Annotated in this window: 22 protein-coding genes; 13 read left to right on the top strand and 9 right to left on the bottom strand. The window is 68.8% G+C overall.

The genetic code is table 11. From position 1 onward, the window contains the following. Positions 1–169 precede the first annotated feature (169 nt). Positions 170–1,384 (bottom strand): NUDIX hydrolase, encoded by a 1,215-nt coding sequence (locus tag QTI17_RS11075; RefSeq protein ID WP_286533097.1) that lies wholly within the window; start codon positions 1,382–1,384, stop codon positions 170–172. A 129-nt stretch (positions 1,385–1,513) separates the two neighbouring features. Between QTI17_RS11075 and QTI17_RS11070 the strand changes: the two genes are divergently transcribed. Further along, positions 1,514–1,711, top strand: coding sequence for a hypothetical protein (locus QTI17_RS11070; protein WP_286523989.1), 198 nt, complete (start codon positions 1,514–1,516; stop codon positions 1,709–1,711). A gap of 24 nt (positions 1,712–1,735) precedes the next feature. Here QTI17_RS11070 and QTI17_RS11065 read toward each other — a convergent pair whose 3' ends face one another. Then, positions 1,736–1,975, bottom strand: a complete 240-nt coding sequence (locus QTI17_RS11065; RefSeq protein WP_286533096.1) for a DNA-directed RNA polymerase subunit alpha C-terminal domain-containing protein — start codon at positions 1,973–1,975, stop codon at positions 1,736–1,738. Positions 1,976–2,154: 179 nt separating this feature from the next. Continuing rightward, positions 2,155–3,039, bottom strand: a complete 885-nt coding sequence (locus QTI17_RS11060) for a LysR substrate-binding domain-containing protein (protein ID WP_286533095.1) — start codon at positions 3,037–3,039, stop codon at positions 2,155–2,157. A gap of 107 nt (positions 3,040–3,146) precedes the next feature. Between QTI17_RS11060 and QTI17_RS11055 the strand changes: the two genes are divergently transcribed. After that, positions 3,147–4,352 (top strand): MFS transporter, encoded by a 1,206-nt coding sequence (locus tag QTI17_RS11055; protein WP_286533094.1) that lies wholly within the window; start codon positions 3,147–3,149, stop codon positions 4,350–4,352. Continuing rightward, the gene (gene dkgB, locus QTI17_RS11050; RefSeq protein WP_286533093.1) at positions 4,349–5,158 is read left to right on the top strand and encodes a 2,5-didehydrogluconate reductase DkgB; all 810 of its coding nucleotides are present in this window, start codon (positions 4,349–4,351) and stop codon (positions 5,156–5,158) included. Before QTI17_RS11055 ends, dkgB begins: the two co-directional genes overlap by 4 nt. 1 nt (position 5,159) lies before the next feature. Here the strand turns inward: dkgB and QTI17_RS11045 are convergent, their stop codons facing one another. Beyond that, complete coding sequence (locus QTI17_RS11045) at positions 5,160–5,648, bottom strand: BON domain-containing protein (RefSeq protein ID WP_286533092.1); 489 nt, start codon at positions 5,646–5,648, stop codon at positions 5,160–5,162. A 1,467-nt stretch (positions 5,649–7,115) separates the two neighbouring features. Here QTI17_RS11045 and QTI17_RS11040 point away from each other — a divergent pair. Further along, the gene (locus QTI17_RS11040; protein WP_286533090.1) at positions 7,116–8,894 is read left to right on the top strand and encodes a hypothetical protein; all 1,779 of its coding nucleotides are present in this window, start codon (positions 7,116–7,118) and stop codon (positions 8,892–8,894) included. A 90-nt stretch (positions 8,895–8,984) separates the two neighbouring features. Here QTI17_RS11040 and QTI17_RS11035 read toward each other — a convergent pair whose 3' ends face one another. Further along, a complete protein-coding gene (locus QTI17_RS11035; RefSeq protein WP_286533089.1) occupies positions 8,985–9,203 on the bottom strand; it encodes a hypothetical protein in 219 nt (72 codons plus the stop codon). A 75-nt stretch (positions 9,204–9,278) separates the two neighbouring features. On the opposite strand from QTI17_RS11035, the gene QTI17_RS11030 reads away from it, so the two are divergent. Next, positions 9,279–9,950 carry a nitroreductase gene (locus tag QTI17_RS11030; RefSeq protein ID WP_286533088.1) on the top strand — a complete coding sequence of 224 codons (672 nt, stop codon included), beginning with the start codon at positions 9,279–9,281 and terminating at the stop codon, positions 9,948–9,950. Positions 9,951–9,954: 4 nt separating this feature from the next. On the opposite strand, the gene QTI17_RS11025 is transcribed toward QTI17_RS11030, so the two are convergent. Then, entirely contained in the window at positions 9,955–10,791 is an 837-nt protein-coding gene (locus QTI17_RS11025; protein WP_286533087.1) for a crotonase/enoyl-CoA hydratase family protein, read from the bottom strand. Between the two features lie 87 nt (positions 10,792–10,878). On the opposite strand from QTI17_RS11025, the gene QTI17_RS11020 reads away from it, so the two are divergent. The 3 genes from QTI17_RS11020 to QTI17_RS11010 are packed head-to-tail and all read left to right on the top strand — an operon-like array spanning position 10,879 to position 13,753. Next, positions 10,879–12,720 (top strand): PhoX family protein, encoded by a 1,842-nt coding sequence (locus tag QTI17_RS11020; protein WP_286533085.1) that lies wholly within the window; start codon positions 10,879–10,881, stop codon positions 12,718–12,720. A 27-nt stretch (positions 12,721–12,747) separates the two neighbouring features. Further along, positions 12,748–13,146 carry a DUF488 domain-containing protein gene (locus QTI17_RS11015; protein WP_286533083.1) on the top strand — a complete coding sequence of 133 codons (399 nt, stop codon included), beginning with the start codon at positions 12,748–12,750 and terminating at the stop codon, positions 13,144–13,146. A 4-nt stretch (positions 13,147–13,150) separates the two neighbouring features. Beyond that, positions 13,151–13,753, top strand: coding sequence for a hypothetical protein (locus tag QTI17_RS11010; protein ID WP_286533082.1), 603 nt, complete (start codon positions 13,151–13,153; stop codon positions 13,751–13,753). Here the strand turns inward: QTI17_RS11010 and QTI17_RS11005 are convergent. Together QTI17_RS11005 and QTI17_RS11000 are read right to left on the bottom strand one after the other, a co-directional pair. Beyond that, entirely contained in the window at positions 13,750–15,027 is a 1,278-nt protein-coding gene (locus tag QTI17_RS11005; protein ID WP_286533081.1) for an EAL domain-containing response regulator, read from the bottom strand. The genes QTI17_RS11010 and QTI17_RS11005 overlap by 4 nt on opposite strands. Positions 15,028–15,369: 342 nt before the next feature. After that, positions 15,370–16,161 (bottom strand): IclR family transcriptional regulator, encoded by a 792-nt coding sequence (locus tag QTI17_RS11000; RefSeq protein WP_286533080.1) that lies wholly within the window; start codon positions 16,159–16,161, stop codon positions 15,370–15,372. Between the two features lie 92 nt (positions 16,162–16,253). Here QTI17_RS11000 and QTI17_RS10995 point away from each other — a divergent pair, with 92 nt between their 5' ends. The 5 genes from QTI17_RS10995 to QTI17_RS10975 are packed head-to-tail and all read left to right on the top strand — an operon-like array spanning position 16,254 to position 21,333. Then, positions 16,254–17,108, top strand: a complete 855-nt coding sequence (locus QTI17_RS10995) for an SDR family oxidoreductase (protein WP_286533079.1) — start codon at positions 16,254–16,256, stop codon at positions 17,106–17,108. Positions 17,109–17,142: 34 nt separating this feature from the next. Then, positions 17,143–18,474: a flavin-containing monooxygenase gene (locus QTI17_RS10990; RefSeq protein ID WP_286533078.1), complete on the top strand. Its 1,332-nt coding sequence runs from the start codon at positions 17,143–17,145 to the stop codon at positions 18,472–18,474. A gap of 11 nt (positions 18,475–18,485) precedes the next feature. Next, positions 18,486–19,406: a bile acid:sodium symporter family protein gene (locus QTI17_RS10985; protein ID WP_286524015.1), complete on the top strand. Its 921-nt coding sequence runs from the start codon at positions 18,486–18,488 to the stop codon at positions 19,404–19,406. 5 nt (positions 19,407–19,411) lie between these two features. After that, the gene (locus tag QTI17_RS10980) at positions 19,412–20,404 is read left to right on the top strand and encodes an SDR family oxidoreductase (protein WP_286533077.1); all 993 of its coding nucleotides are present in this window, start codon (positions 19,412–19,414) and stop codon (positions 20,402–20,404) included. Then, positions 20,401–21,333, top strand: coding sequence for an EamA family transporter (locus QTI17_RS10975; protein WP_286533076.1), 933 nt, complete (start codon positions 20,401–20,403; stop codon positions 21,331–21,333). Before QTI17_RS10980 ends, QTI17_RS10975 begins: the two co-directional genes overlap by 4 nt. Here QTI17_RS10975 and QTI17_RS10970 read toward each other — a convergent pair. After that, positions 21,330–22,232, bottom strand: a complete 903-nt coding sequence (locus QTI17_RS10970) for an SDR family oxidoreductase (RefSeq protein WP_286533075.1) — start codon at positions 22,230–22,232, stop codon at positions 21,330–21,332. The two genes, QTI17_RS10975 and QTI17_RS10970, sit on opposite strands and share 4 nt — an antisense overlap. Between the last annotated feature and the right edge of the window lie 49 nt (positions 22,233–22,281).

Genomic DNA, 22,281 nt, shown 5'->3' with positions numbered 1-22,281 from the left:
CTTCGACCGCGCCGACGCTCACAAAACTGCCAACCGCCTCATCCGACGACTTCAGCAAATCGGCTACGCCGTGCAGGTCACTCCGACTTAAGTGAGGACGTTTCATTTCAGTCAGTTGAGGACAGAGCAAAAACCGCTGCGCAGTTTCTTGATCTGTCCCGCAAGCATCTCAGATGCGCAGCAGGAAGCCGCTGCGCAATGCCAGCCACTCGACCTCGCCGGCGGGCAGGGCCGGGGCCGAGGGCGCCTCGGCCGCGAACAGCATCCGCTCTTCTTCCAGCAGCCAGCCCTGGCGCAGCACCCGCAGCCCGCAGCCGCCGAGGTCGATGCGCTCGCCCAGGGCGATCGGCATGTCTTGCACCGACAGGACCCACCGCACCGGCCCGGGCGCCGACGACAGCAGCAAGGCCCGATGCCGCTCGTCGCCGCCGTCGACGTCGATCAGCGCCCATTCGTTGCGGGCGCCCCCGACCAGATAGCCATTGACCAGCACGCCGGCACGACGCACGGTCACCCGCAGCACGCGCGGCGACAGGGACATGACCAGGCCGTCCTCCAGTTCGCAGCGGCCGTGGCCCTCGCCCTCCGGGTCGATGCGGGCGATCTCGGCGTAGGCGGGCTCGTCCGGGTTCACGGCACGCAGCCCGTCCGCCGCCAAGGCACGGCGCGGCATGACCAGCGGGATCTGCGGCAACCCGCGGGCGTGCGCCAGGCAAGCCTCGGCACTGCCGAAGGCCGCCAATTGCTGCAGCACGCGGCGCTGCACGTTCATGAGCCGCAGCCCGCGGGCCGGATCGAGGGCCTCGACCGGCCGCAACCAGAAATGCTCGACCGTTTCGCGGCCGTCAGGGCGGGCCTGCTGCCCGTCCGGCGCCAGCGCGACGAAGAAGCGGGTGTCGAAGCGCCGCGGCATGCCCGGCGGCGTGAGCCAGTGGGCGAAGTAGGCCAGCCGATCGACCGCCAGTCGCCAGCCGCGCTCGGCGCACAACCCGCGCAGCGAGGCCGCGCCCTCCTCCGTGGTGGCCCGCAGCGCCGCGACTTCGGCATCGGAGAGCACGTCGAGGGCGACCGGGCGGCCCTCCGCCTCGCTGGCGAACAGCAGGCCGGCCTCTTCGAAACACTCGCGGATCGCCGCCACGTAGAAATCGAGGCCTCCCGCCGGCAATGCCAGGCGGCGGCTCGCCGCGGCATCGTCGAGCGCGTCGCAACAGCCATGGAGCAGGCGGTCCTGGGGGTCTACACCGCCACCGGGGAAGACGCTGGCGCCGCTGTTCTGGTCGCCCTCCTTCTCGGCGCGGCGCAGCATCAGCACCTCGAGGCCGGCGGCGCCATCGCGCAGGACGATCAGCGTGGCCGCGAAACGGATCGGGCGCCTGGGCGCCAACGGGGGGGAGTGAGAAGCTGGGTTCATTCGAGGTCGGCTGCGGTTTTACCAGCTTCGCGCCTCGTCTGTAGTGGGGAGGAAGCAAGCCGCCGATTGCGCCACACTCCCGCGCGTCGACGGAGGTTTTACTTGGTCAAGAAGATTCAGCTCAATGACGAACAATGGCGCACGCTGCAAGCCCTGCACGAGGCCCATACGCGGCGCTCGCCGACCGAGGCAATCAGCGTGTCGGAGCGCCTGCTGTCGAACGGGCTGGTCGGCTGCGACCGGCAAGGCGGCAAGTTCCTGACCGAACAGGGTCGCGAACGCCTGAACCAGGGTCGCTGAGACCGCGATCGCCGGGTCGCCGGCTCATTCAGCCAGCCGCAGGCCCTGGCGGTCGACGCTGTCGACGATCTCGCGCAGCGAATTGCGGCCCAGCCGCGAGAGCGCGAACAGCTTGCGGGCCGGCAGCCGGACCAGGTCGCGGACCGTGTTGAGTTCGTTGACGCGCAGCAGGTTGGTGGTTCGGTCGCACAGCCGAAGGACGGCGATGTCGGCGTCGAGAATCGGGTCGGGCGTGGCGGCGTGGGTGGGATGGCGTGGATGCATGGCGAAGCCTCCTGAGAACGATGACTGGAACTTGCACAGTTCATGCCAGGCCTGGGACACCCGCCTTTCAGGGATTTTCACTGGAGAATCAACCGTTTCGACTGAATAGAGAACATTCGAATTGTTCTTTTTTCAGACGGTTGACTTTTTTTCATACAGGGTTTTCCAGAACCTTCGCCTCAACCCAGGCGCTCGCCGACGAAGTCGAGGAAGCACGTGATCCGCGCGGACAGCTGCGTGTTGCGGTAGTAGACCGCGTTGATCGGCTGGCGCACCTCGACGGTGTCGCGCGCCAGCAGTTGCACCAGGTCGCCCCGGGCGCAATCGGCCGCGGTCATGAAGTCGGCCAAGCAGACGATGCCCGCCCCGGCGAGCGCGAGTTGGCGCAGCGTCTCGCCGCTCGATGCCGTGAGCGCCGGCGTGATCGGCCATTCGTCGCCATGCGGCCCGCGCAGCGGCCAGCGGTTGAGCGACTCGGGCTGCGTGAAGCCCAGCAGCGTGTGGCGGGCGAGCCCCCCCACGTTCTTCGGTCGGCCGTGCTCGGCGATGTAGTTCGGGCTCGCCAGCACCCGCAGCCGGCTGGTGGCGAGCGGGCGCGCATGCAGCGTCGAATCACGCAGCGCGCCGATGCGGATCGCGATGTCGGTGCGACGCTCAAGCAGGTCGATGTTGAGTTCGTCGCTGTCGAGTTCGAGCTCGATCTGCGGATAGGCCATGCGGAACGCCGGCACCAGCGGCACGATGGCATGCAGCATGAACGGCGACGCCGCATTGACCCGCAGCCGCCCGGCGGGCTGCTGGCGCCGCGCCGCCATCTGCTCCTCGGCCTCGTCGATCGCGATCAGGATCGCCCGCGCCCGCGCCAGGAAGGCCCGCCCCTCCTCGGTGAGTTCGAGCCGGCGCGTGGTCCGGCGCAGCAGCGTGGTGGCCAGCTTGCGCTCGAGCCGGCCGAGCGCGCGGCTGATGCCCGAGACCGTCTGGCCAAGCTGGTCGGCAGCCGCGGTGATGGAGCCGCCATCGACCACCGCGACAAAGGCCTGCAACTCCTCGACAGTGGTTTTCACAGTTTTCCTATTGTTGATTTCAAGTCAAATAAATTGTGCTTCCAACCCTCTTATTCTGCAAAGGTCAAGCCGCCACACTCGCACCTCTGATTCCAAGGAGTGCATTCATGCCCATTGCTTTGCTGGCGCTGACGATCAGCGCCTTCGCCATCGGGACGACCGAATTCGTGATCGTCGGCCTGATCCCCACCATCGCGGCCGACCTTCAGATCGGCCTGCCCTCCGCCGGGCTGCTGGTCAGCCTCTACGCGCTGGGTGTCGCCATTGGCGCGCCGGTGCTCACCGCGCTGACCGGCAAGCTGCCGCGCAAGGCCTTGCTGCTCGGCCTGATGGCGCTCTTCACGCTCGGCAACCTGCTGGCCTGGAAGGCGCCGGGCTACGAGACGCTGATCGCCGCGCGCATCCTGACCGGGCTCGCCCACGGCGTGTTCTTCTCGATCGGCTCGACCATCGCCACCGGCCTGGTGCCGAAGGAAAAGGCCGCCAGCGCGATCGCCATCATGTTCACCGGCCTGACGGTGGCGCTGGTCACCGGCGTGCCGCTGGGCACTTTCATCGGCCAGCACTTCGGCTGGCGCGAGACCTTTCTCGCCGTCTCTGCGCTCGGCGTGATCGCCTTCATCGGCAGCGCGCTGTTCGTACCGAACGACATCCGCCACCGGCCGCCCGCCTCGCTGGGGCAGCAACTCCGCGTGCTGGCCGAGCCGCGCCTGCTGCTGGTCTATGCCAAGACCGCGATCGGCTACGGGGGCTCGTTCATTCCCTTCACCTTCCTGGCACCGATCCTCACCGAGGTGTCGGGCTTCAGCCCCGGCGCCGTCGGCGGCGTGATGCTGGTGTATGGGCTCTCAGTGGCCGCCGGGAACCTGTGGGGCGGCAAGCTGGCCGACCGGCTGGGGCCGGTGCCGGCGCTCAAGATCATCTTCGCCCTGCTGGCGGCGGTGCTGCTGACGCTGAGCTTCACGGCGCCGCACAAGTGGCTCGCCCTCGCCACCGTGCTGATGTGGGGTGCCGTGGCCTTCGGCAACGTGCCCGGCCTGCAGGTCTACGTGGTGCAGCAAGCCGAGCGCCACGCGCCGGAGGCGGTGGACGTCGCCTCGGGCCTCAACATCGCGGCCTTCAACCTCGGCATCGCCGGCGCTGCCTGGGCCGGTGGCCTGGTGGTCACGCACCTGGGACTGGTCCATACGGGCTGGATCGGCGCGCTGGTGGTGCTGGTCGCGCTGACGCTCACGGCCTGGAGCGGTCGGCTCGACCGCGCCCGCCCGGCCACGCCCTCCCTCGATTTCCGTCAACCAAGGACCACCTCATGATCCACACACTCCCTCTCTTCGGCCTCGGCACCTTCCGCCTGCAGGGCCAGTCCGCCATCGATTCGGTCGCGACCGGCCTGGAACTCGGCTACCGTGCCATCGACACGGCCCAGATCTACGGCAACGAGGCCGAGGTCGGGCAAGCCATCGCCGCCAGCGGCGTGGCGCGCGACGCGCTGTTCCTGACCACCAAGATCTGGACCGACAACTACGCGGCCGACAAGCTGGTCCCGAGCCTGAAGGACAGCCTTGCCAAGCTGCGCACCGACCGCGCGGACCTGGTGCTGATCCATTGGCCGTCGCCCGGAGGTGCCGTGCCGGTGGCCGAGTTCATGGGCGCACTGGCTGACGCCAAGGCGCAGGGCCTCGCGAAGCAGATCGGCGTGTCGAACTTCAATATCGAACTGATGCGGCAAGCCATCGCGGCGGTCGGCGCCAGCGAGATCGCGACCCACCAGATCGAGTTGCATCCCTACCTGCAGAACCGCAAGGCGGTGGCTTTCGCCCTCGGGCAGGGCATCCCGATCACGTCCTACATGACGCTGGGCTACGGCGCGGTGCTGAAGGACCCGGTGATAGGCGAAATCGCGGCGGCGCGGCAGGCGACTCCGGCCCAGGTCACGCTGGCCTGGGCCATGCAATTGGGGTACTCGGTGATCCCGTCGTCGACCCGGCGCGCCAACCTGGAAAGCAACTTGCTGGCGCGCGAACTGCGCCTCAGCGAATCCGAGATGGCGCGGATCGCCGCGCTGGACCGCAACGGCCGGCTGACCAGTCCCGAGGGCCTCGCGCCGGCCTGGGACTGAATCACAGGGCCTGGACTTCGAGCGCGTTGTCGACCGCGCTCACGCCCTGCACGCCGCCGGCCAGTTCGCCCGCCCGCGCCTTGGCGGCCGCACTGGGGGCGTGGCCCGCCAGATGCACGACGCCAGCGCGGGTCTCGACCTCGATCCGGCCCGCGTTCAGCGCCGGATCCTTGGCCAGGGCCCGGGTCACCGATGCGGTGATGGCGGCGTCGTCGACGGTGCCCACGGCTGCGTTGCCGGCGTTCTTGATCGCGCTTCCGACCGCCGCGGCGTCCTGCCTGACCTCCGGCGAGGTGATGAAGGCGCGGGTCTTGTCGCGCGCCAACTCTGCCATTTCGGCCGCCTTGTTGCCCGCGGCGGCCGCCGCCTTCTCCGCTTGACCGACGGTGTCCGCGCGCTTGCCTGTCGAATCTCCGGCCCGCTCCGTGCACGCGATCAGCCCAAGAACGCAACTCGCCGCTGCCAGGCCGCTGATCCACCTCTTGCTCATCGAAGACTCTCCTATTCACAGTTGGCGCGAGAGCCGACCCGACGGCTTCTCGCGTCCGCGAATTGTGTTAGGAGTGCCTGTAATAGCGCGGCGGACGGGGCCTCAATTCGCTGTAGGCTGAATACGAATCTATTAATCCCGCATGATGAAATCAGTTGACAGAATGTTGCCTGCGCTTACATGCATTTTCCGGCGGATAACAGGCAGTTGTCGCCGAAATCGTCACTGGCCAATACGGTTGTAACAGCGCCCAAGCAGTTAATACACATAACGAAAAGAATTGAAAGAATACTTGCCGCGTAGGACCCTTCCCACGTACAAACCGGCATTCGTCTTAATTTCGAGGTCTTTTTGTTGAAAACATTAGATAAAAGTTCTCTACTGCTTCTTATCGCAGCGGGGACATTGGCAGGTTGTGGGGGTGGGGGTAGCAGCGGTGGACTGGGTGTCGCCGCGCCGGGCGGGATCGACAAAGTCGAGTCCGCATCCACTGTGGATGGAACCGGCACGTTGATCGCCGATGCGAGCGCTTCGGTGGCCACGCCGACCGGCAAACAGGGTGCCGTACTTGCTGCGGTCACGGTCGCCGCCTACCCGGCTCCGGCCGGCCAGGTGTCGGCCCACGTCGCCAACGAGGGCGAGGTCTTCACAGTGCCGACCGACTCGATCGTGCGCTTCGGCAAGGGAACGAACTGGTCTATCAGTCCCGTGCCCGGGAACCAGCCCGTCTATTGCGGCGCAACAATTTTCGGTGAGCCTGGCGTTGCCGCGCCCCGTGTCTGCGAAACGTTGACGGCAGGAACGCCGGCTCCGGCTCCGGCTCCGGCTCCGGCCCCAGCCCCGGCTCCAGCAGGCCAAGTCGCGACATTCGTCGCGAACGAGGGCCAAGTTTTCACGCTGCCGACCAACGCGATCGTGCGCTTCGGCAAGGGAACGAACTGGTCTATCAGTCCCGTGCCAGGGAACCAGCCCGTCTATTGCGGTGCAACAATCTTTGGTGAGCCTGGCGTTGCCTCGCCCCGTGTCTGCGAATCGTTGACGGCAGGAACGCCGGCTCCGGCTCCGGCACCCGCACCGGCACCGGCACCGGCACCGGCGGCTCCGGCTCCGGCTCCGGCTCCGGCTCCGGCCCCGGCCCCGGCCCCGGCCCCGGCTCCGGCTCCGGCAGGCCAAGTCGCGACTTTCGTCGCGAACGAGGGCCAGGTTTTCACGCTGCCGACCAACGCGATCGTGCGCTTCGGCAAGGGAACGAACTGGTCTATCAGTCCCGTGCCCGGGAACCAGCCCGTCTATTGCGGTGCAACAATCTTCGGTGAGCCTGGCGTTGCCGCGCCCCGTGTCTGCGAATCGTTGACGGCAGGAACGCCGGCTCCGGCTCCCGCTCCGGCTCCCGCTCCGGCTCCGGCTCCGGCACCTGCTCCGGCACCAGCACCCGCCCCCATCTCGGGCGACGTCGTGGATTCGTCGATGAACGTCATCGCCACGTCCTATCGGGCCATGGCGGCCCAGATGAGCAAGGATGCCGGCATCGCCTATCGCTACGGCCCCGCCGCCGGGGTCGCTGCCGTCGACAACACCGGCATTCCTACGCTGTACGCCCATGATCCGGCCAATCCCCTCAACATCCCGGGCCGCGGCACCCTGGCCGGCACCTGGCAGATCGGTGGTGCGCCGACGGCCGATGCCGGCCTCTATTCCACCAGCTCGGCCAACCTCACCTATGTCGCCGACGATCCGTCGCAGCGCATGGGCGTCACCGATCTGCAGATAACGGGCTACCAGTACAACACCTTCGCCCAGACGCCCCAGCTCAGCTGGACCGTGGGCGGGACGGCCGCCGGCCTCATGGACAGCTTCACTGCCGCGAGCTACAAGAAGGCCGGCGTCGTCACCGGCGATCCCGTGGCGATGGGCCGCTGCAGCGGCCAGACCGGCTTCTGCAACCAGAGCCTGGTGGCTTACCAGAACGGCGTGATCGGCACCGCCGGCTCGAACACCGCGAGCACCCCGACGACCGTCAAACTGCCTGCGAACAAGGTGCCGACCGGCATCGCCATGACCAACGACAGCGAATTCGCGCTGGTGACGGTGTGGGACACGACCGCCCTCAAGGGCCAGGTCGCGGTGGTCGCGCTGGCCGGCCTGTGCCCTGGCTGTGATCCGTACTCGCCCTCGACCACCGTCAACTACTGGTACGAGTGGGGCGCCGCCTACCCGGGCCTGTTCAACGTGGGCAACATCGCCTTCATGAAGATCCTGGGCTACGTCGACCTGCCCGGCATGGCGGCGCCGACCGAGATCGCGGTCACGACCGGCCTGGACCAATGGCTCACGCTGGACATCAACGGCCGCGGGATCGCCTGGCAGACGCCGCTGACCAGCCAGAGCAATCGGCAGAGCTTCCTGAGCGGCGGCGCCAACTACGGCCGCTACGCCAAGGGCGGGGTGGCAGTGGTGATCTCCAAGTCGGAGCAGAAGGTGGCTTTCATCGACCTGAAACCGCTGTTCACCTACGTCAACAGCGTCTACTTCGGCGGCGACCAGGCGACCTTCAACGCACGCATGGCGAGCCTGGGGCAGGCCGACAACCAGTGGCCCTACACCTTCACGCAGCAGCCTTCGCAGGTGCCGACAGTGGTGAAGACGGTGTCGCTGACGCAGCGGCCCACCGCGGTGAAGACCAGCGCGTTCGGTGGCGCGAGCCGGGCCTGGGTCGCGACGCAGGACGGCACGCTGCACATCTACAGCCTGGACGGCTACGCCAACGGCGCTTCGCCTCCGGCACCGGCGGCGAACGCCCTGACGGAGGTCGGCTCGGTCACGGGCATCGGCCGCAACCCGACCTCGATCGCCCTCTCCAAGGGCGAGCCGAGCGGCAACACGCAGACGCAGGTGCTGGTGAATTCGCGCACTGACCGCAAGGTCTCGTGGGTGCGCTTCTCGAACAACGGCAACAACAGCGGCAGCATCGTGCGCACCTTGCAGGACACGCGCCTGGCCGACCCGATCGCGGTCGAGGACGCGGACAACTTCGCCACCATGGGCTACGTGGTGAGCGTGGCCGACTACGCCGGCAGGGCACTGCGCAACTACCGCTACGGCCCGGTCGTCTTCGCCGACGGCAAGGCCTGCCCGACCACGACCAGCTGCCCGGTGACGCCGACCGGCAACGTGGCGATCGAGTACGCCGGCGCCATGGCCTACCCGGGCAAGCCGTTCCAGATCAAGACGGCCAACGTGCCCTGACCGGCAGAGCCTGCCCATCGGCAAGCACCACGAAAAACGGCCCGCTTCCAGCGGGCCGTTTTTTTTGCGAGACGCGGCCGTGTCGCGTCGCTAGCGCATCGGGAAGCGCCTCAGCATGGTGCGGCCGAGCGAGGTGATCTCGTTGACCATTGCCGGCGGCTGCGCATAGCCGTCCAGCGTGCGCATCGGCTTGGGAATCGCCGCCTTCACATGCCCGGCCATGCTGAGCACGCGCAAGGCGTCGATGTCAGCGCCGCCAGCGACGGCGACGGGCAGCTCTTCGGCTGCCAAACGATGAAGTAGGTACATGGCCACGGCCACAGTATGCCGCGTGCGCCCCGGCCGGCTGCTTAAACTCGCCCGACCCACTTCAAGCACAGCGCCATGCAGATCCAGGAAGCCGTCACCAGCCGCCAGTCCATCCGGGCCTTCCTGCCGACCCCGGTCGACAGCGACACCATCCGCCGGGTGCTGACCCTGGCCGCGCGCGCGGCATCGGGCGGCAACCTCCAGCCCTGGCACATCGACGTCCTGGCGGGCGGCGCACTGGCGGCGCTGCGGGCCACCATGCGCGAGCGGCTGGCCCAGGGCGGCGAACCCGAGCCGACCGACTACGACATCTACCCCGCTGCGCTGCGTGCGCCCTGGCGCGACCGGCGCTTCCAGGTCGGCGAGGCGATGTACGCGCGCCTGGGCATTCCGCGCGAGGACAAGGCGGCGCGACGGCGCTGGTTCTCGCGCAACTTCGATTTCTTCGGTGCCCCGATGGCGCTGTTCTGCTCGGTTGATCGCAGCATGGGCCCGCCGCAGTGGTCGGACCTGGGCATGTACCTGCAGACCGTGATGCTGCTGCTGCGCGGCGAGGGCCTCGACAGCTGCGCCCAGGAGTGCTGGGCGATCTACCCGGCGACCGTTGCCGCCGCGATCGAACTGCCGCCCGAGCGCATGCTGTTCTGCGGCATGGCGATCGGCCACCGCGATCCGGCCCATGCCGTCAACGCCCTGGTGAGCGACCGCGCGCCGGTGGACGAATGGCTTCGCTTCAGGAGCGACTGAGCGTTCAGCCCGCCGGCTGAACGTCGCTGAAAAGCGGCGACCGCCGCTCGACATTGGCGCGCACCGCCTCGGTCTGGTTGGGACTGCCGATCAACGCCTTCTGCTCGAGCGACTCGGCCAGCAGAAGTTCGGCCGCGCCGGCCGCCATCGCCGCATTGAGCAGCCGCTTGCCGGCGCGGATCGCGTCGGGGCTTTTCTGCGCGATCCCGTGCGCCATCGCCAGCGCCTCGGCCAGTGGATCGGCCGCCAGGCGGGTCGCGAATCCGAGGGCCAGCGCTTCCTCGCCGGAAAAGATGCGCCCGGTGAACGTCAGCTCGCGCACCACGTCGTCGCGCGCCAGTTCCCGCATCAGGACGATGCCGCCCATGTCGGGCACCAGCCCCCACTTGATCTCCATCACCGACATCTTCGTGTCCGGCGCGACCAGCCGCACGTCGGCGCCGAGCGCCACCTGGAAACCGCCGCCGAAGGCCACGCCATGCACCGCGGCGATGACCGGCACGGGCACCTGACGCCAGACCATCGCCACCTGCTGCGCCGCATTGGCGATGCCGTGGGTGCGCACCATGATGTCGGCGCTGGCGGCGCCTTCGCCGATCACGGAGGAAGCGGCGCCCTCCCCCATGCGCTCGAAGGACTTCATGTCGAGGCCGGCGCAGAAGGCCTTGCCGCGACCGGTCAACACCACCGCACGCACGTCCGGCGCGTCGCGCAGGCGCTCGCCGGCCTCGATCAAGGCGTCGAACATCGCCGGATCGAGCGCATTCATCTTGTCGGCGCGCGTCATGTGGAGTTCGACCACGCCGTCGGCGTGGCGGATGGATTCGATGCGATCGTTCACGGTGTCTCCTGGTGTTCGGTGGGAGCGAGTATCGATGCTCGGCGATGATGGCGATGTCGCCCAGTCAACAAAGAGAAAGCTCCCGCCTTGCCGCTTGCCCGCCGCCAGTTCCTCCGATCCGCAGCCACCGTCGCGGTCGTCGCCCTGATGGGCGAGACGCGCGCGCGGCCCGCCGGTGCCGACCGCCTCGGCTTCAGCGCGGTGCCGGCCACCTTGCGCGACGCGGTCACGGTGCCGCCCGGCTACGAGGCGCAGGTGCTCTATCCCTGGGGCAGTCCAACCGGCATCGCCGGCGCGATGCCGGCCTTTGCGCCGGACGCCTCGAACAGCGCCGCCGACCAGGCGGTGCAGGCTGGCATGCATCACGACGGCATGCATTTCCTGCCGCTCGACGGCAGCGCCGATCGCGGCCTGCTGGTGATGAACCACGAGTACACCGACGAGCAGCTGCTGCATCCCGACGGCGCCAGGCCCATGACCGCCGACAAGGCGCAGAAATCATTGCATGCGATGGGCGTGTCGGTGATCGAGATCGCGCTGACGCCGGCCGGCTGGCGCCAGGTGCTGCCCTCGCGCTTCGCCAGGCGCATCCATGGCCAGACGCCGATCCGCATCGCGGGCCCGGCGAGCGGCAGCCCGCTGATGCGCACCGCCGGCGACCCGGCCGGCGAGCGGGTCGCCGGGACCTTCGCCAATTGCGCGATGGGTGTCACGCCCTGGGGCACCTACCTCACTTGTGAAGAGAATTTCCATGTCTATTTCGGCGCCCCGAAGATATCGCCGACACCCGCACAGCGCCGCTACGGGCTGGGCGCCGGCGCCTGGGTCGACTACTGGCGCGTCGACGAGCGCTTCGACATCGCAAAGCACCCGAACGAATCGAACCGCTTCGGCTGGGTGGTCGAGATCGACCCCTTCGATCCCGCGTCCATGCCGGTCAAGCGCACGGCGCTCGGCCGCAAGCACCAGGAAAGCGCGACCTGCACGCTGACCCGGGACGGCCGGCTCGCGATCTACATGGGGGACGACTCGAACTTCGAATACGTCTACAAGTTCGTCAGCCGGGACAAGGTCCGGCCCGGCAATGACGCGGCGGCGCGCGCAGCCAACCGCGACCTGCTCGACGAGGGTACGCTGCACGTGGCGCGCTTCGACGCCGACGGCCGCGGGCAATGGCTCGCGCTGCGGCACGGCCACGGCGGGATCGACGCCGCCAGCGGTTTCGCCAGCCAGGCCGAGGTGCTGATCCATGCGCGGCAGGCGGCCGACATCGTGGGCGCGACCCGGATGGACCGGCCCGAATGGATCGCGGTCGATCCGGCGAGCGGCGCGGTCCATGTCGCGCTGACCCACAACAGCCTGCGCGGACAGCCGGGCATGCCGCCGGTCGACGCCGCCAACCCGCGGGCCGGCAACATCTTCGGCGGCATCCTGCGCTGGCGTGAAGACGCGGGCGACGCAGCCAGCAACGGCTTCGCCTGGGACCACTTCGTGCTGGCCGGCGACCCCGCGGTGCCGGGGTCCGGCGCGCGCTATCCGAACGCCGAAGCCGATGCCTTCGGCTGCCCCGACGGCCTGCATTTCGACAGCGCCGGCCTGCTCTGGATCCAGACCGACATGAGCGGCAGTGCCATCGGCAAGGGACCGATGGCCGCCCTGGGCAACAACCAGATGCTCTGCGCCGATCCGACCAGCGGCCGAATCAAGCGTTTCCTGGTCGGCCCGGGCGGCTGCGAGATCACCGGCTGCGTGCTGACCCCGGACTGCCGCAGCCTGTTCGTCAACATCCAGCATCCGGGCGAAACACGCGCCGACGGCAGCGGCTCGCCGAACAGCGCCTGGCCCGATGGCACGCTGCCCGGCAGCGCGCGGCCGCGTTCGGCCACCGTCGTCGTGCGACGGCGCGATGGCGGTATCGTCGGCACCTGACAACGACAAAAGGAGAGGAACGACACCATGGCCATTCGCATTGTTCGCCTTGGCAGCGACCGCGCACCGGGCGAGGGGCTGCGCATCGGCACCGTGCGCCGGCCGCCGCGCGGCGTCCCCAAAACCGAATTCGCGTCGCAGAACTGGTATGACGTCTGGTATCCCAACCTGGCGCCGTCGGTCGAGACGATGAAGCAGGCCCAGGCCGCCCAGGCTTCGGGCGTGCCCGCCCAATGGGCCGCCTTCGGGCGCAAGTACAAGAGCGAGATGGCCGAGGCGGACGCCAGCCGCAGCCTCGACCTGCTGGCGGCGCTGTCGCACCAGACGGCGTTGTCGATCGGCTGCTACTGCGAGGACGAGGCGCGTTGCCATCGGTCCTTCCTGCGGGCGCTGCTGTTGGAACGCGGGGCGGATGTGGCGGATTGAAGGCGTGAAGAAATCGAAAGAAGTCGCGAAGACGCCCCTCCCAAAGGCACCGGCATGGCGCACCGACCTCGTGATCACCGCGGCCCTGGCCGCCATCTTCCTGGCGTGCGTCGTCGTTTTTCGGATGCCCGACGACGACCGGATGCGCGTCTCGAATCCCCAGTCCATCCGCGACCTGAGCACGCACATCGGGCGGGTGGAAGGGCTGGCCGAGGACGCCGGCACGCTGGAGATCGTGCTGGACCAGCCGACGCCGACCTACGATGCCAGCGCCCTGACCGACCTGGCAAAGAGCGCGCTCGTGATTTCGCGCGGCTTGCAGATGTACTTTTCCGAAGGAAAGGGCACGACCATCCGATTCGTCGCCAGGATGCCGGCGACGGGCATCGAGCGGTTCGTGTCCAGCGAACGCGTGCTCGCCGTGGAGTTCTGGCGCAGCGACCTCATGGGCCTCGACTATGACGGCGAGTTCGAGTTCCAGGACCTGCTCAACATCTCGAAGGGCGTGGTCTACAACCAGGCCACGGACAAGCGCTACGTGGAGGCCTTCTGCGCCGACCCGATCGCCACCACGGCGGCCGCGTTCTGCACGCGCGAACGCCGCTAGCCGGGGTTCGTGACCAGGGCCGGGCGCCGGGCCGTCCAGGCCGCCAGCCAATCGACGACCTGCTCCGCCGGCATCGGGCGGGCGATGAAATAGCCCTGGGCCAGGTGGCAGCCCACCTCCTGGAGCAGCCGCCAGTCGTCCTCCGTCTCGACGCCCTCGGCCACAGACTGCATCCCGAGGCGCCTGGCCATCTCGATGCTTCCTTCCAGGATCGGGCGAATGACCGCGTTGGTGCGCGCACCGCGCACGAAGCCGCGGTCGACCTTCAGTTCGGTGAACGGGATGTCGCGCAACTGCGCCAGCGACGAGTGCCCGGTGCCGAAGTCATCGATCGACAGCCCGAAGCGCTGCACGCGCAGCCGCACCAGATTCTCGAGCGGCGTCGTCGACGAGGCGCCCAACCGGCTCTCGGTGACCTCCAGGATAAGGTCCCCGGGCTGCATGCCCATCTCGTTGACGATCGCGATCACCCGGTTGGCGAAGTCGGGCGCGCCCAGGCTGGCCATCGACACGTTCACCGCCACCCGCGTGCCGAAGCCGGCGATGCGCCAGCGGGCGATCTGCGCCAGGGCCTCGCGCAGGGCCCACTCGGTCATGGGGTCGATCAGTCCGCTGGCCTCTGCCAGGTCGATGAAGCGGTCCGGCATCACCAGTCCCTGCGCGGGGTGCTGCCAGCGAATCAACGCCTCCAGGCTGGCCAGCGATCCATTGCCCAGGTCCACCTTGGGCTGGTAGTGCAGCACCCACTGGCCCAGCCTGTGTGCCGTTCGCAGGTCGTCCTCGGTGACGGGGGGCTGCACCCTCGCCGCCGGGCGCGAAGCGGTTCGGGATTTCCAGTCGTCAAGCAGCCCTCGCAGTCCCTCGCGGCTGGCCGGCTTCTCAAGCGCCCCGAGCAGGACCAGCCGACTCCGGCCCAGCAGGCGCTGCACGGTCTGCAGCACGCGGGTCCCCTCGCCGCTCAACAGGATCACGCCGCCGCCGAAGCCCTGCTGGTCGAGGATCCGGAGCAACTCGATGCCGTCCATGCCGGGCATGTTCAAGTCGCAGATGAGCACATCGACGGCGCCAGGATCGGAACGCATCAGGTCCAGGGCGGCCTCGGCGCTGATCGCGGTGCCGACGCGCCGATACCCCATGGCGGCCAGCAGCCGGGCCAGGGTGGCGAGCATCAGGGGATGGTCGTCGACCAGCAAGATGCCCGGCTGCCCGGCATCGACTTCGCCGCCGTCGAGCCGGCCAGGCAGGGAGTCGCCGGGATCGCCAGAATTCGTCATGACTGCCGAGGCTACTGCAAGGTCCCCAAAAGCAAAAAGGCCCCGTACAAGGATGTACGAGGCCTGAGGCCGCTGCCAGGACGACAGCGGAGGAGACATGCGGGGGCGGTCAGTTCGATTCGTCGACCACCTTCGACGTCCGGACGCCGTGAACAACCAGGGCACCGGCTGCGCCGAGAACGAACAGGAGAGTCAACATACAGGCATTCCAGGGGTCAAGAGGCCTCGATTTTGGGGTAAACCCTAGGCCTTTGCCGAAGGCCTTCCGCATAACCACGTTGGCTTCAGGTGGTGCTCAATCTTGCGCCAGACCACTGACCCGGCGCCAGCGCAGCAGCCGCCTCAGCGCATCGCCCGCGCGATCCCCCGGGCCGCCGTGCGCAGCGTGTCCAGTTGCTGCAGCGCAACCTGAAGCGGCATCCGCACCGCCGGCGCCTGCAGGGCCACGGCGCAGCGCACCGGGCCCTGCGGCTCGTCACGCACCGGCACCGCGACGCACACCAGCCCGTCGATGAACTCCTCCGCGTCGACCGAATGGCCGTCGCGCCGGATCTGGTCGAGCTCGGCTTCCAGCGCTTCGCGCGAACGCAGGGTGTGGGCGGTGTAGCGCTGGTACTGGAGCCCGTCGAGCAGGCGCTCGCGCTGGGCCTTCGGCAGATGGGCCAGGAACAGCTTGCCGCTGGCCGAGCAGTGCAGCGGGACACGCGAGCCGGGCCCGAGCTCGAGCCGCAGCGGGAAGGCCGTCTCGACCCGGTCGAGGTAGATCACCTCGGCGCCCGACAGCGCCGTCAGGTTGCAGGTCTCGCCCACGTCGGCCACCAGCTGGCGCAGCACCGCGTGCCGCACGCCGGTCGACGTGCTGCCGCGAAGCACGGTCTCGGCGAAGCGCATCAGGCGCGGCGTGATCGCATAGCGGCGGCCGTCGCCGCCGCGCGCCAGCAGGCCGCCGGCCTCGAGCTGCTGCAGCATCCGGTGCACCGAGGGCTTGGGCTGACCACTCAGGCGCACCACATCGACCAGGGTCTGCGGCTCTGGCGCGGCGCACACCAGCTCCAGCAACTGGAGCAGGCGGAGCCCGGGCGTCGCAGCCTGTTCGGCCTCGTCGGGCAAGGCCGGGGATTCGGAAGAACTCATCTGAAATCTCGAAAATCGAGACTAATTAAAGAATAATTCCGAGATTTTGCAGCAATTTCGATAAAGTACCCAGCAGTGACATTCCGATCTCAATGAATATTCCCCTGGACAACCTGGTCATCACGGGCGCCTGCGGCGGCCTGGGCCGCGCGTTGGCGGCCGAAGCCCTCGGCCGCGGCGCCCGGGTCGCGCTGGTCGGGCTCGACCGCGCCACGCTCGATGCGCTGGCCGCCACGGCCCCAGGCAGGTGCGCGGTCTACACCCCGGACGTCAGCGACAGCGTCGCGATGCAGGCGATGGCCGCGGACTGGACCCGCCGCTTCGGCCCGCCCGACGCCGTGATCGCCAACGCCGGCGTGGCGGGCGGCTACGACACCGCGCAGGCCTCGGACCTGGCGGTGTTTCGCCGCATCCTCGAGATCAACCTGCTCGGCGTCGCCACCACCTTCCAGCCCTTCTTGGCCGCGATGCGCGAGCGCGGCCACGGCACGCTGGCCGGCATCGCCAGCCTGGCGGGCCGCCGCGGCCTGCCCGGCAACGGCGCCTACTGCGCCAGCAAGGGCGGCCTGATCCGTTACCTCGAGAGCTTGCGCGCCGAGCTGCGCGCGAGCGGCGTGCGGGTCTGCACCGTGAGCCCGGGCTACCTGCGCACCGCGCTGACGGCAGGCAACCGATTCGCGATGCCCGGGCTGATGGCGCCCGAGGCCGCGGCCCGCGCGATCCTGCGCGCGCTCGGCCAGGGGCGCGCCCAGCTCGTGCTGCCGCGCCGCCTGGGCTGGTTGTCGAATGCGCTCGGCCTGCTGCCCGATGCATGGCACGATGCGCTGCTGCTGCGCCAGCCGCGCAAGCCGCGCGCCGGCGAGCCGGGTGCCACGCCGATTCCGGGCTTGTCCGCCAACGCAGCGCCGCGCGCGCCCGCATCCCCCACCGAACCCAGCGCCCGCTGAGCGCCTGTTTCCCATTTCGCCGGAGTCTTCTTTCGTGAGCCAACCTGTGTCCGCACCCGTGCCCTCGCACCAGCAAATCGCCCTGATCGGCGCCGGCCCCTCGGGACTGGCGGGCGCGCGCAACCTGCAGAAGCTGGGCATTCCCTTCCAGGGCTTCGAGGCCTACGACGACGTCGGCGGGCTCTGGAACATCGGCAATCCGCGCAGCACGGTCTACCAGTCGGCCCACCTGATCTCGTCCAAGCGCACCACCGAGTTCGCCGAGTTCCCGATGGCCGACAGCGTGGCCGACTATCCGAGCCATACCGAACTGAGCCGCTACTTCAGCGACTTCGCGGACCATTTCGACCTGCGCCGCCACTTCCGCTTCGGCACCCGGGTGATCCGCGTCGAGCCGGTGACCGAGAGCGCGTCGACGCTCTGGCGCGTCAGCGTGGACGCCGGCGACGGCCGCATCGAGAGCGCCGAGTACAAGGGCGTGATCATCGCCAACGGCACCCTGTCCGAGCCCAGCATGCCGCGCTTCGAAGGCCGCTTCGACGGCCAGCTGCTGCACACCTCGGCCTACAAGCATGCGCGGCTGTTCGAGGACAAGCGCGTGCTGGTGGTCGGCGCCGGCAACAGCGGCTGCGACATCGCGGTCGATGCGGTGCACTACGCGAAGAGCGTCGACATCTCGGTGCGGCGCGGCTACTACTTCGTGCCCAAGTACATCTTCGGCAAGCCGGCCGACACGCTCGGCGGCAAGCGGCCGCTGCCGGCCTGGATCAAGCAGCGGCTCGACGCCAAGGTGCTCAAGTGGTTCACCGGCGACCCGGTGCGCTTCGGCTTCCCGAAGCCGGACTACCGCATGTACGAGTCGCATCCGGTGGTGAACTCGCTGGTGCTGCACCACATCGGCCATGGCGACATCGGCGTGCGCGCCGACATCGCCCGGCTCGATGGCCGCACGGTGCACTTCAAGGACGGCAGCGCACGCGACTACGACCTCATCCTGTGCGCCACCGGCTACAAGCTGCACTATCCGTTCATCGACCGCACCTGGCTCAACTGGCAAGGCATGGCGCCCAAGCTCTACCTCAACATCTTCGCGCCAGGCTTCGACAACCTGGCGGTGCTCGGCATGATCGAGGCCAGCGGCATCGGATGGCAGGGCCGCTACGAGCAGGCCGAACTGGTGGCGCGCTACTTCAAGGCGCAGTCCGAAGGCCGGCCGCAGGCAGCCGCGATGAAGCAGGCCAAGGCCGGCCCGACGCCCGACCTGTCGGGCGGCTACAGCTACCTGAAGCTCGAACGCATGGCCTACTACGTCAACAAGGACGCCTATCGCCGCGCCGTGCGTGAAGCCGCCGCGGCGCTGGCCTGAGAAAGCCGCACATGCTGCCTGTCGACGAGGTCCGCCTCAACTTCAACCCGGCCTCGCTGATCGCGCTCAACGCGGTGCTCGGCTTCCTGATGTTCGGCATTGCGCTGGACACCCGCATCGCCGACTTCAAGCGCGTGGCACGGATGCCGGTGGCGATGGCGGTCGGCATCGCGGCGCAGTTCATCGTGCTGCCCGCTGTCACTTTCTGCCTGACGCTGCTGCTCAATCCGGCGCCGAGCATCGCGCTGGGCATGATCCTGGTGGCCTGCTGCCCGCCGGGCAACGTGTCGAACATCCTGACCCACCGCGCCGGCGGCAACGTGGCGCTGTCGGTGTCGATGACCGCGATCTCGAACCTGATCTCGATCGTCGTGATGCCGCTCAATTTCGCCTTCTGGGGCGGGCTGCACCCGACCGCGTCCGCGCTGCTCAAGACCATCGCGCTCGATCCGGCCGAGATGGTGCTGCACATCGTCGCCATCATCGGCGCGCCCTTCGTCATCGGGCTGGCCTGCTCGCACTACCTGCCGCGGCTCACCGAGCGCATCAAGAAGCCGGCGCGCATCCTGAGCTTCGTGTGCCTGATCGGCTTCATCCTGGCGGCGATCGCCGGCAACTGGCGCTACTTCCTCGACTACGTGAGCCTGGTGCTGCTGGCGGTGGTGCTGCATGACGCGCTGGCCTTCGCCACCGGCTATGCCTGCGCCACGGCCACCGGGCTGGCGGAGTACGACCGCCGCGCGGTCAGCTTCGAAGTGGGCATCCGCAACGCCGGCCTCGGGCTGGTGCTGATCTTCAGTTTCTTCGGCGGCCTCGGCGGCATGGCGGTGGTCGCCGGCGTCTGGGGCTTCTGGGACATCGTCGCGGGCCTCGGGCTCGCCGCCTGGTGGGCGCGCCGCCCCCTGTCTTCACCGGCCGCGCGTTCGGCCTGATTCCCATGGATGCAGTTCTGCCCATCGCGGCACGCCGCGTGCTCGTCACCGGCGCCGACGGTTTTCTCGGCCGCACGGTGGTGGCCGCCCTCGCCGCCCTGCCCGACATCGACTGCGTGGTCGCACTCGACGTCCGCGAGGTGCCGGCCATGCGCCGCGTGCCCGGCGTCACCTATGCCGTGCAGGACGTGCGCGATGCCCGGCTCGGCGCCACGCTGAAGCAGCACGCGATCGACGCCGTGGTGCACCTGGCGTCGATCGTCACGCCCGGCCCGGGCAGCACGCGCGAGTTCGAGTATTCGGTCGACGTGCTCGGCACCCGCAACGTGCTCGAGGCCTGCGTCGCGCAGGGCGTGCGCCACATCGTGGTCTCGTCGAGCGGCGCCGCCTACGGCTACCACGCCGACAACCCGGCCTGGATCGACGAGGACGACGCGCTGCGCGGCAACGCCGCCTTCGCCTACGCCGACCACAAGCGGCTGGTCGAAGAAATGCTGGCCGCCTGGCGCGTCGACCATCCGGCGCTGCAGCAGACGGTGCTGCGCATCGGCACCATCCTGGGCACGCAGGTGCACAACCAGATCACGGCCCTGTTCGAGAAGCCGCGCATCCTCGCGATCCGCGGCAGCGACAGCCCCTTCGTCTTCATCTGGGACGAGGACGTGACCGGCTGCGTGGTGCACGCGATCACCTCCGGGCGCACCGGCTGCTTCAATGTCGCGGGCGATGGTGCGCTGACCCTGCCGCAGATCGCCGCGCTGCTGCGCAAGCCGCTGCTGTCGCTGCCGGCCTCGCTGCTCAAGCTCGCGCTGACCGTGGGCTCGCGGCTGGGCATCAGCCGCTACGGCCCCGAGCAGCTCGATTTCCTGCGCTATCGCCCGGTGCTGTGCAACAAGCGGCTCAAGACCGAGTTCGGCTACGTGCCGAAGAAGACCAGCCTGGAGGCCTTCATGGCGTTCAAGGCGGCGCGTGCGGCGCGCGGCCCCAGCACGCCATGAGCAGCACGCCTGCCCTCAGCCGCGGCGACCTCGCCCGCGCCCTGTGCGTGGTGCTGATCTGGGGCCTGAACTTCGTCGCCATGAAGCTCGGGCTGCAGGACCTGAGTCCGATGCTGCTGGGTGCGCTGCGCTTCGCCGCCGCATCTTTGCCGCTGCTGCTGTTCGTGGCCCGGCCAGCGCTGCCCTGGCGCTATTTCGCGGCCTATGGGCTGGCGCAGGGCGTGGGCCAGTTCGGCCTGCTGTTCCTCGGCCTCCAGCTCGGGATGACCGCGGGCATGGCCTCGGTCGTGATGCAGACCCAGGCCTTCTTCACGCTGCTGCTGGCCGGGCCGCTGCTCGGCGAACGCGCGCGGCGCGACCAGTGGCTCGGCCTCGCCGTGGCGCTCGCGGGCCTGCTGGTGATTGCCACCGCGCACGGCAACGGTCCCGGCCAGATGACCTTGATCGGCTTCATCCTCACGCTGTCGGCCGCGTTCATGTGGGCCGCCTCCAATGTCGTGGTGCGCTTCGCGGTACGGACGACGCCGGGCTACGACCCCTTCGGCTTCATCGTCTGGAGCAGTGTGGTGCCGGTGCTGCCATTTCTCCTGCTCGCGGTGGCGATGGACGGATCGGCGCAGGTTCTTCGCCAGCTCGGCGGGCTCGACTTGCGGGCGCTGCTGGCGGTGCTGTTCCTGGCCTGGTTCGCGACCCTGCTCGCCTACACGCTCTGGACGCGCCTGCTGCAGCGCCACCCGGCCGGCCGCGTGGTGCCGTTCTCGCTGCTGGTGCCGGTGGTCGGCCTCGCCGCCGCGGCGCTGGCCTTCGGCGAACGCCCGAGCCCGGCGCAATGGCTCGGTACCGCCGCGGTGCTGGCCGGGCTGGTGATCAACCAGGGCATGGCGGGGCGGCTGCGGGGCTGGTGGAAGCGGCGGCCGGCCAGCGTCTAGCGTTGCGCCTTGTCCTTCTGGTTCTGGGCCTCGATGCGTTCGCGCGCGGCCAGCCAGTCGGCGTCGCTCCACTCCCGCAGTTCGTAGAAGTTGCCGCCGGTGGCCAGCGCATTGCCGCCGTCCATCATGATGCTCTGCCCCGTGAGCCAATCGCACTGCCCCCGCGCCATCAGGAAGGCCGCGAGGTTCTGCAGCTCGCTCATCATCCCGGTGCGCGCCATCGGGTTGTTGGCCTTGCTGCGGGCGCCGGGCTCCTCGCCGGGGTTGAGCCGCTTGCTCATGCCTTCGGTCGGAATCTCGCCCGGTCCGACCGCATTGAGGCGGATGCCGTAGCGCGCCCACTCGATCGCCAGCGACTTGGTCATCACCTCGATGCCGGCCTTGCTCATCGCCGACGGCACCACGTAGGGGCTGCCGTTGTCGACCCAGGTCACGATGATGCTCATGACGCTGCGGTACGGGTCGCCGGCCTTCCACTTGCCCTGCTTCGCCTCGGCCACCCACCGCTTGCCCACGGACTGCGTGACGTAGAAGCTGCCGTGGAAGACGATGTTGGCCACCGCGTCGAAAGCGCGCGGCGACAGCGCCTCGGTCGGCGAGACGAAGTTGCCGGCCGCGTTGTTGACGAGCCCCGTCAGCCCGCCCGAATGCCACAGGCTGTCGGCCATCTCGTCCACCGCCTGCGCATTGCGGATGTCGACGCCGAAGGTGTCGATGCGGCGCTCCGGAAACCGGCTGCGCCACTGGGCCGCCGTCTCTTCGCACACGCTTTGCCGGCGGCCGCAGATCGCGACGTCGGCGCCGAGGGCGAGGAATCGCTCGGCCATCGCGCGGCCGAGTCCGGTGCCGCCGCCGGTCACGAGAATGCGCTGGCCGGCCATGAGATCGTTCTGGAACATGAAGGTCTCCTTGTCTTGTGTGAATCGGGCGGTTGCAAGGCGCATCGTA

The organism is Variovorax sp. J31P179 (genome assembly GCF_030316985.1).
Lineage (GTDB): Bacteria > Pseudomonadota > Gammaproteobacteria > Burkholderiales > Burkholderiaceae_C > Variovorax > Variovorax ginsengisoli_B.
This window is presented reverse-complemented; position numbering and strand designations above follow the sequence as displayed.

Excerpts from the sequence above, each read along its gene's own strand:
- QTI17_RS11015 (WP_286533083.1), top strand. The coding sequence starts at position 12,748 with ATGGCCATTCGCATTGTTCGCCTTGGCAGCGACCGCGCACCGGGCGAG.
- dkgB (WP_286533093.1), top strand. The coding sequence starts at position 4,349 with ATGATCCACACACTCCCTCTCTTCGGCCTCGGCACCTTCCGCCTGCAG.
- QTI17_RS11055 (WP_286533094.1), top strand. The coding sequence starts at position 3,147 with ATGCCCATTGCTTTGCTGGCGCTGACGATCAGCGCCTTCGCCATCGGG.
- QTI17_RS11065 (WP_286533096.1), bottom strand. The coding sequence starts at position 1,975 with ATGCATCCACGCCATCCCACCCACGCCGCCACGCCCGACCCGATTCTC.
- QTI17_RS10975 (WP_286533076.1), top strand. The coding sequence starts at position 20,401 with ATGAGCAGCACGCCTGCCCTCAGCCGCGGCGACCTCGCCCGCGCCCTG.
- QTI17_RS10995 (WP_286533079.1), top strand. The coding sequence starts at position 16,254 with ATGAATATTCCCCTGGACAACCTGGTCATCACGGGCGCCTGCGGCGGC.
- QTI17_RS11040 (WP_286533090.1), top strand. The coding sequence starts at position 7,116 with ATGAACGTCATCGCCACGTCCTATCGGGCCATGGCGGCCCAGATGAGC.
- QTI17_RS11045 (WP_286533092.1), bottom strand. The coding sequence starts at position 5,648 with ATGAGCAAGAGGTGGATCAGCGGCCTGGCAGCGGCGAGTTGCGTTCTT.
- QTI17_RS11035 (WP_286533089.1), bottom strand. The coding sequence starts at position 9,203 with ATGTACCTACTTCATCGTTTGGCAGCCGAAGAGCTGCCCGTCGCCGTC.
- QTI17_RS10985 (WP_286524015.1), top strand. The coding sequence starts at position 18,486 with ATGCTGCCTGTCGACGAGGTCCGCCTCAACTTCAACCCGGCCTCGCTG.
- QTI17_RS10980 (WP_286533077.1), top strand. The coding sequence starts at position 19,412 with ATGGATGCAGTTCTGCCCATCGCGGCACGCCGCGTGCTCGTCACCGGC.
- QTI17_RS10970 (WP_286533075.1), bottom strand. The coding sequence starts at position 22,232 with ATGTTCCAGAACGATCTCATGGCCGGCCAGCGCATTCTCGTGACCGGC.
- QTI17_RS11005 (WP_286533081.1), bottom strand. The coding sequence starts at position 15,027 with ATGACGAATTCTGGCGATCCCGGCGACTCCCTGCCTGGCCGGCTCGAC.
- QTI17_RS11030 (WP_286533088.1), top strand. The coding sequence starts at position 9,279 with ATGCAGATCCAGGAAGCCGTCACCAGCCGCCAGTCCATCCGGGCCTTC.
- QTI17_RS11000 (WP_286533080.1), bottom strand. The coding sequence starts at position 16,161 with ATGAGTTCTTCCGAATCCCCGGCCTTGCCCGACGAGGCCGAACAGGCT.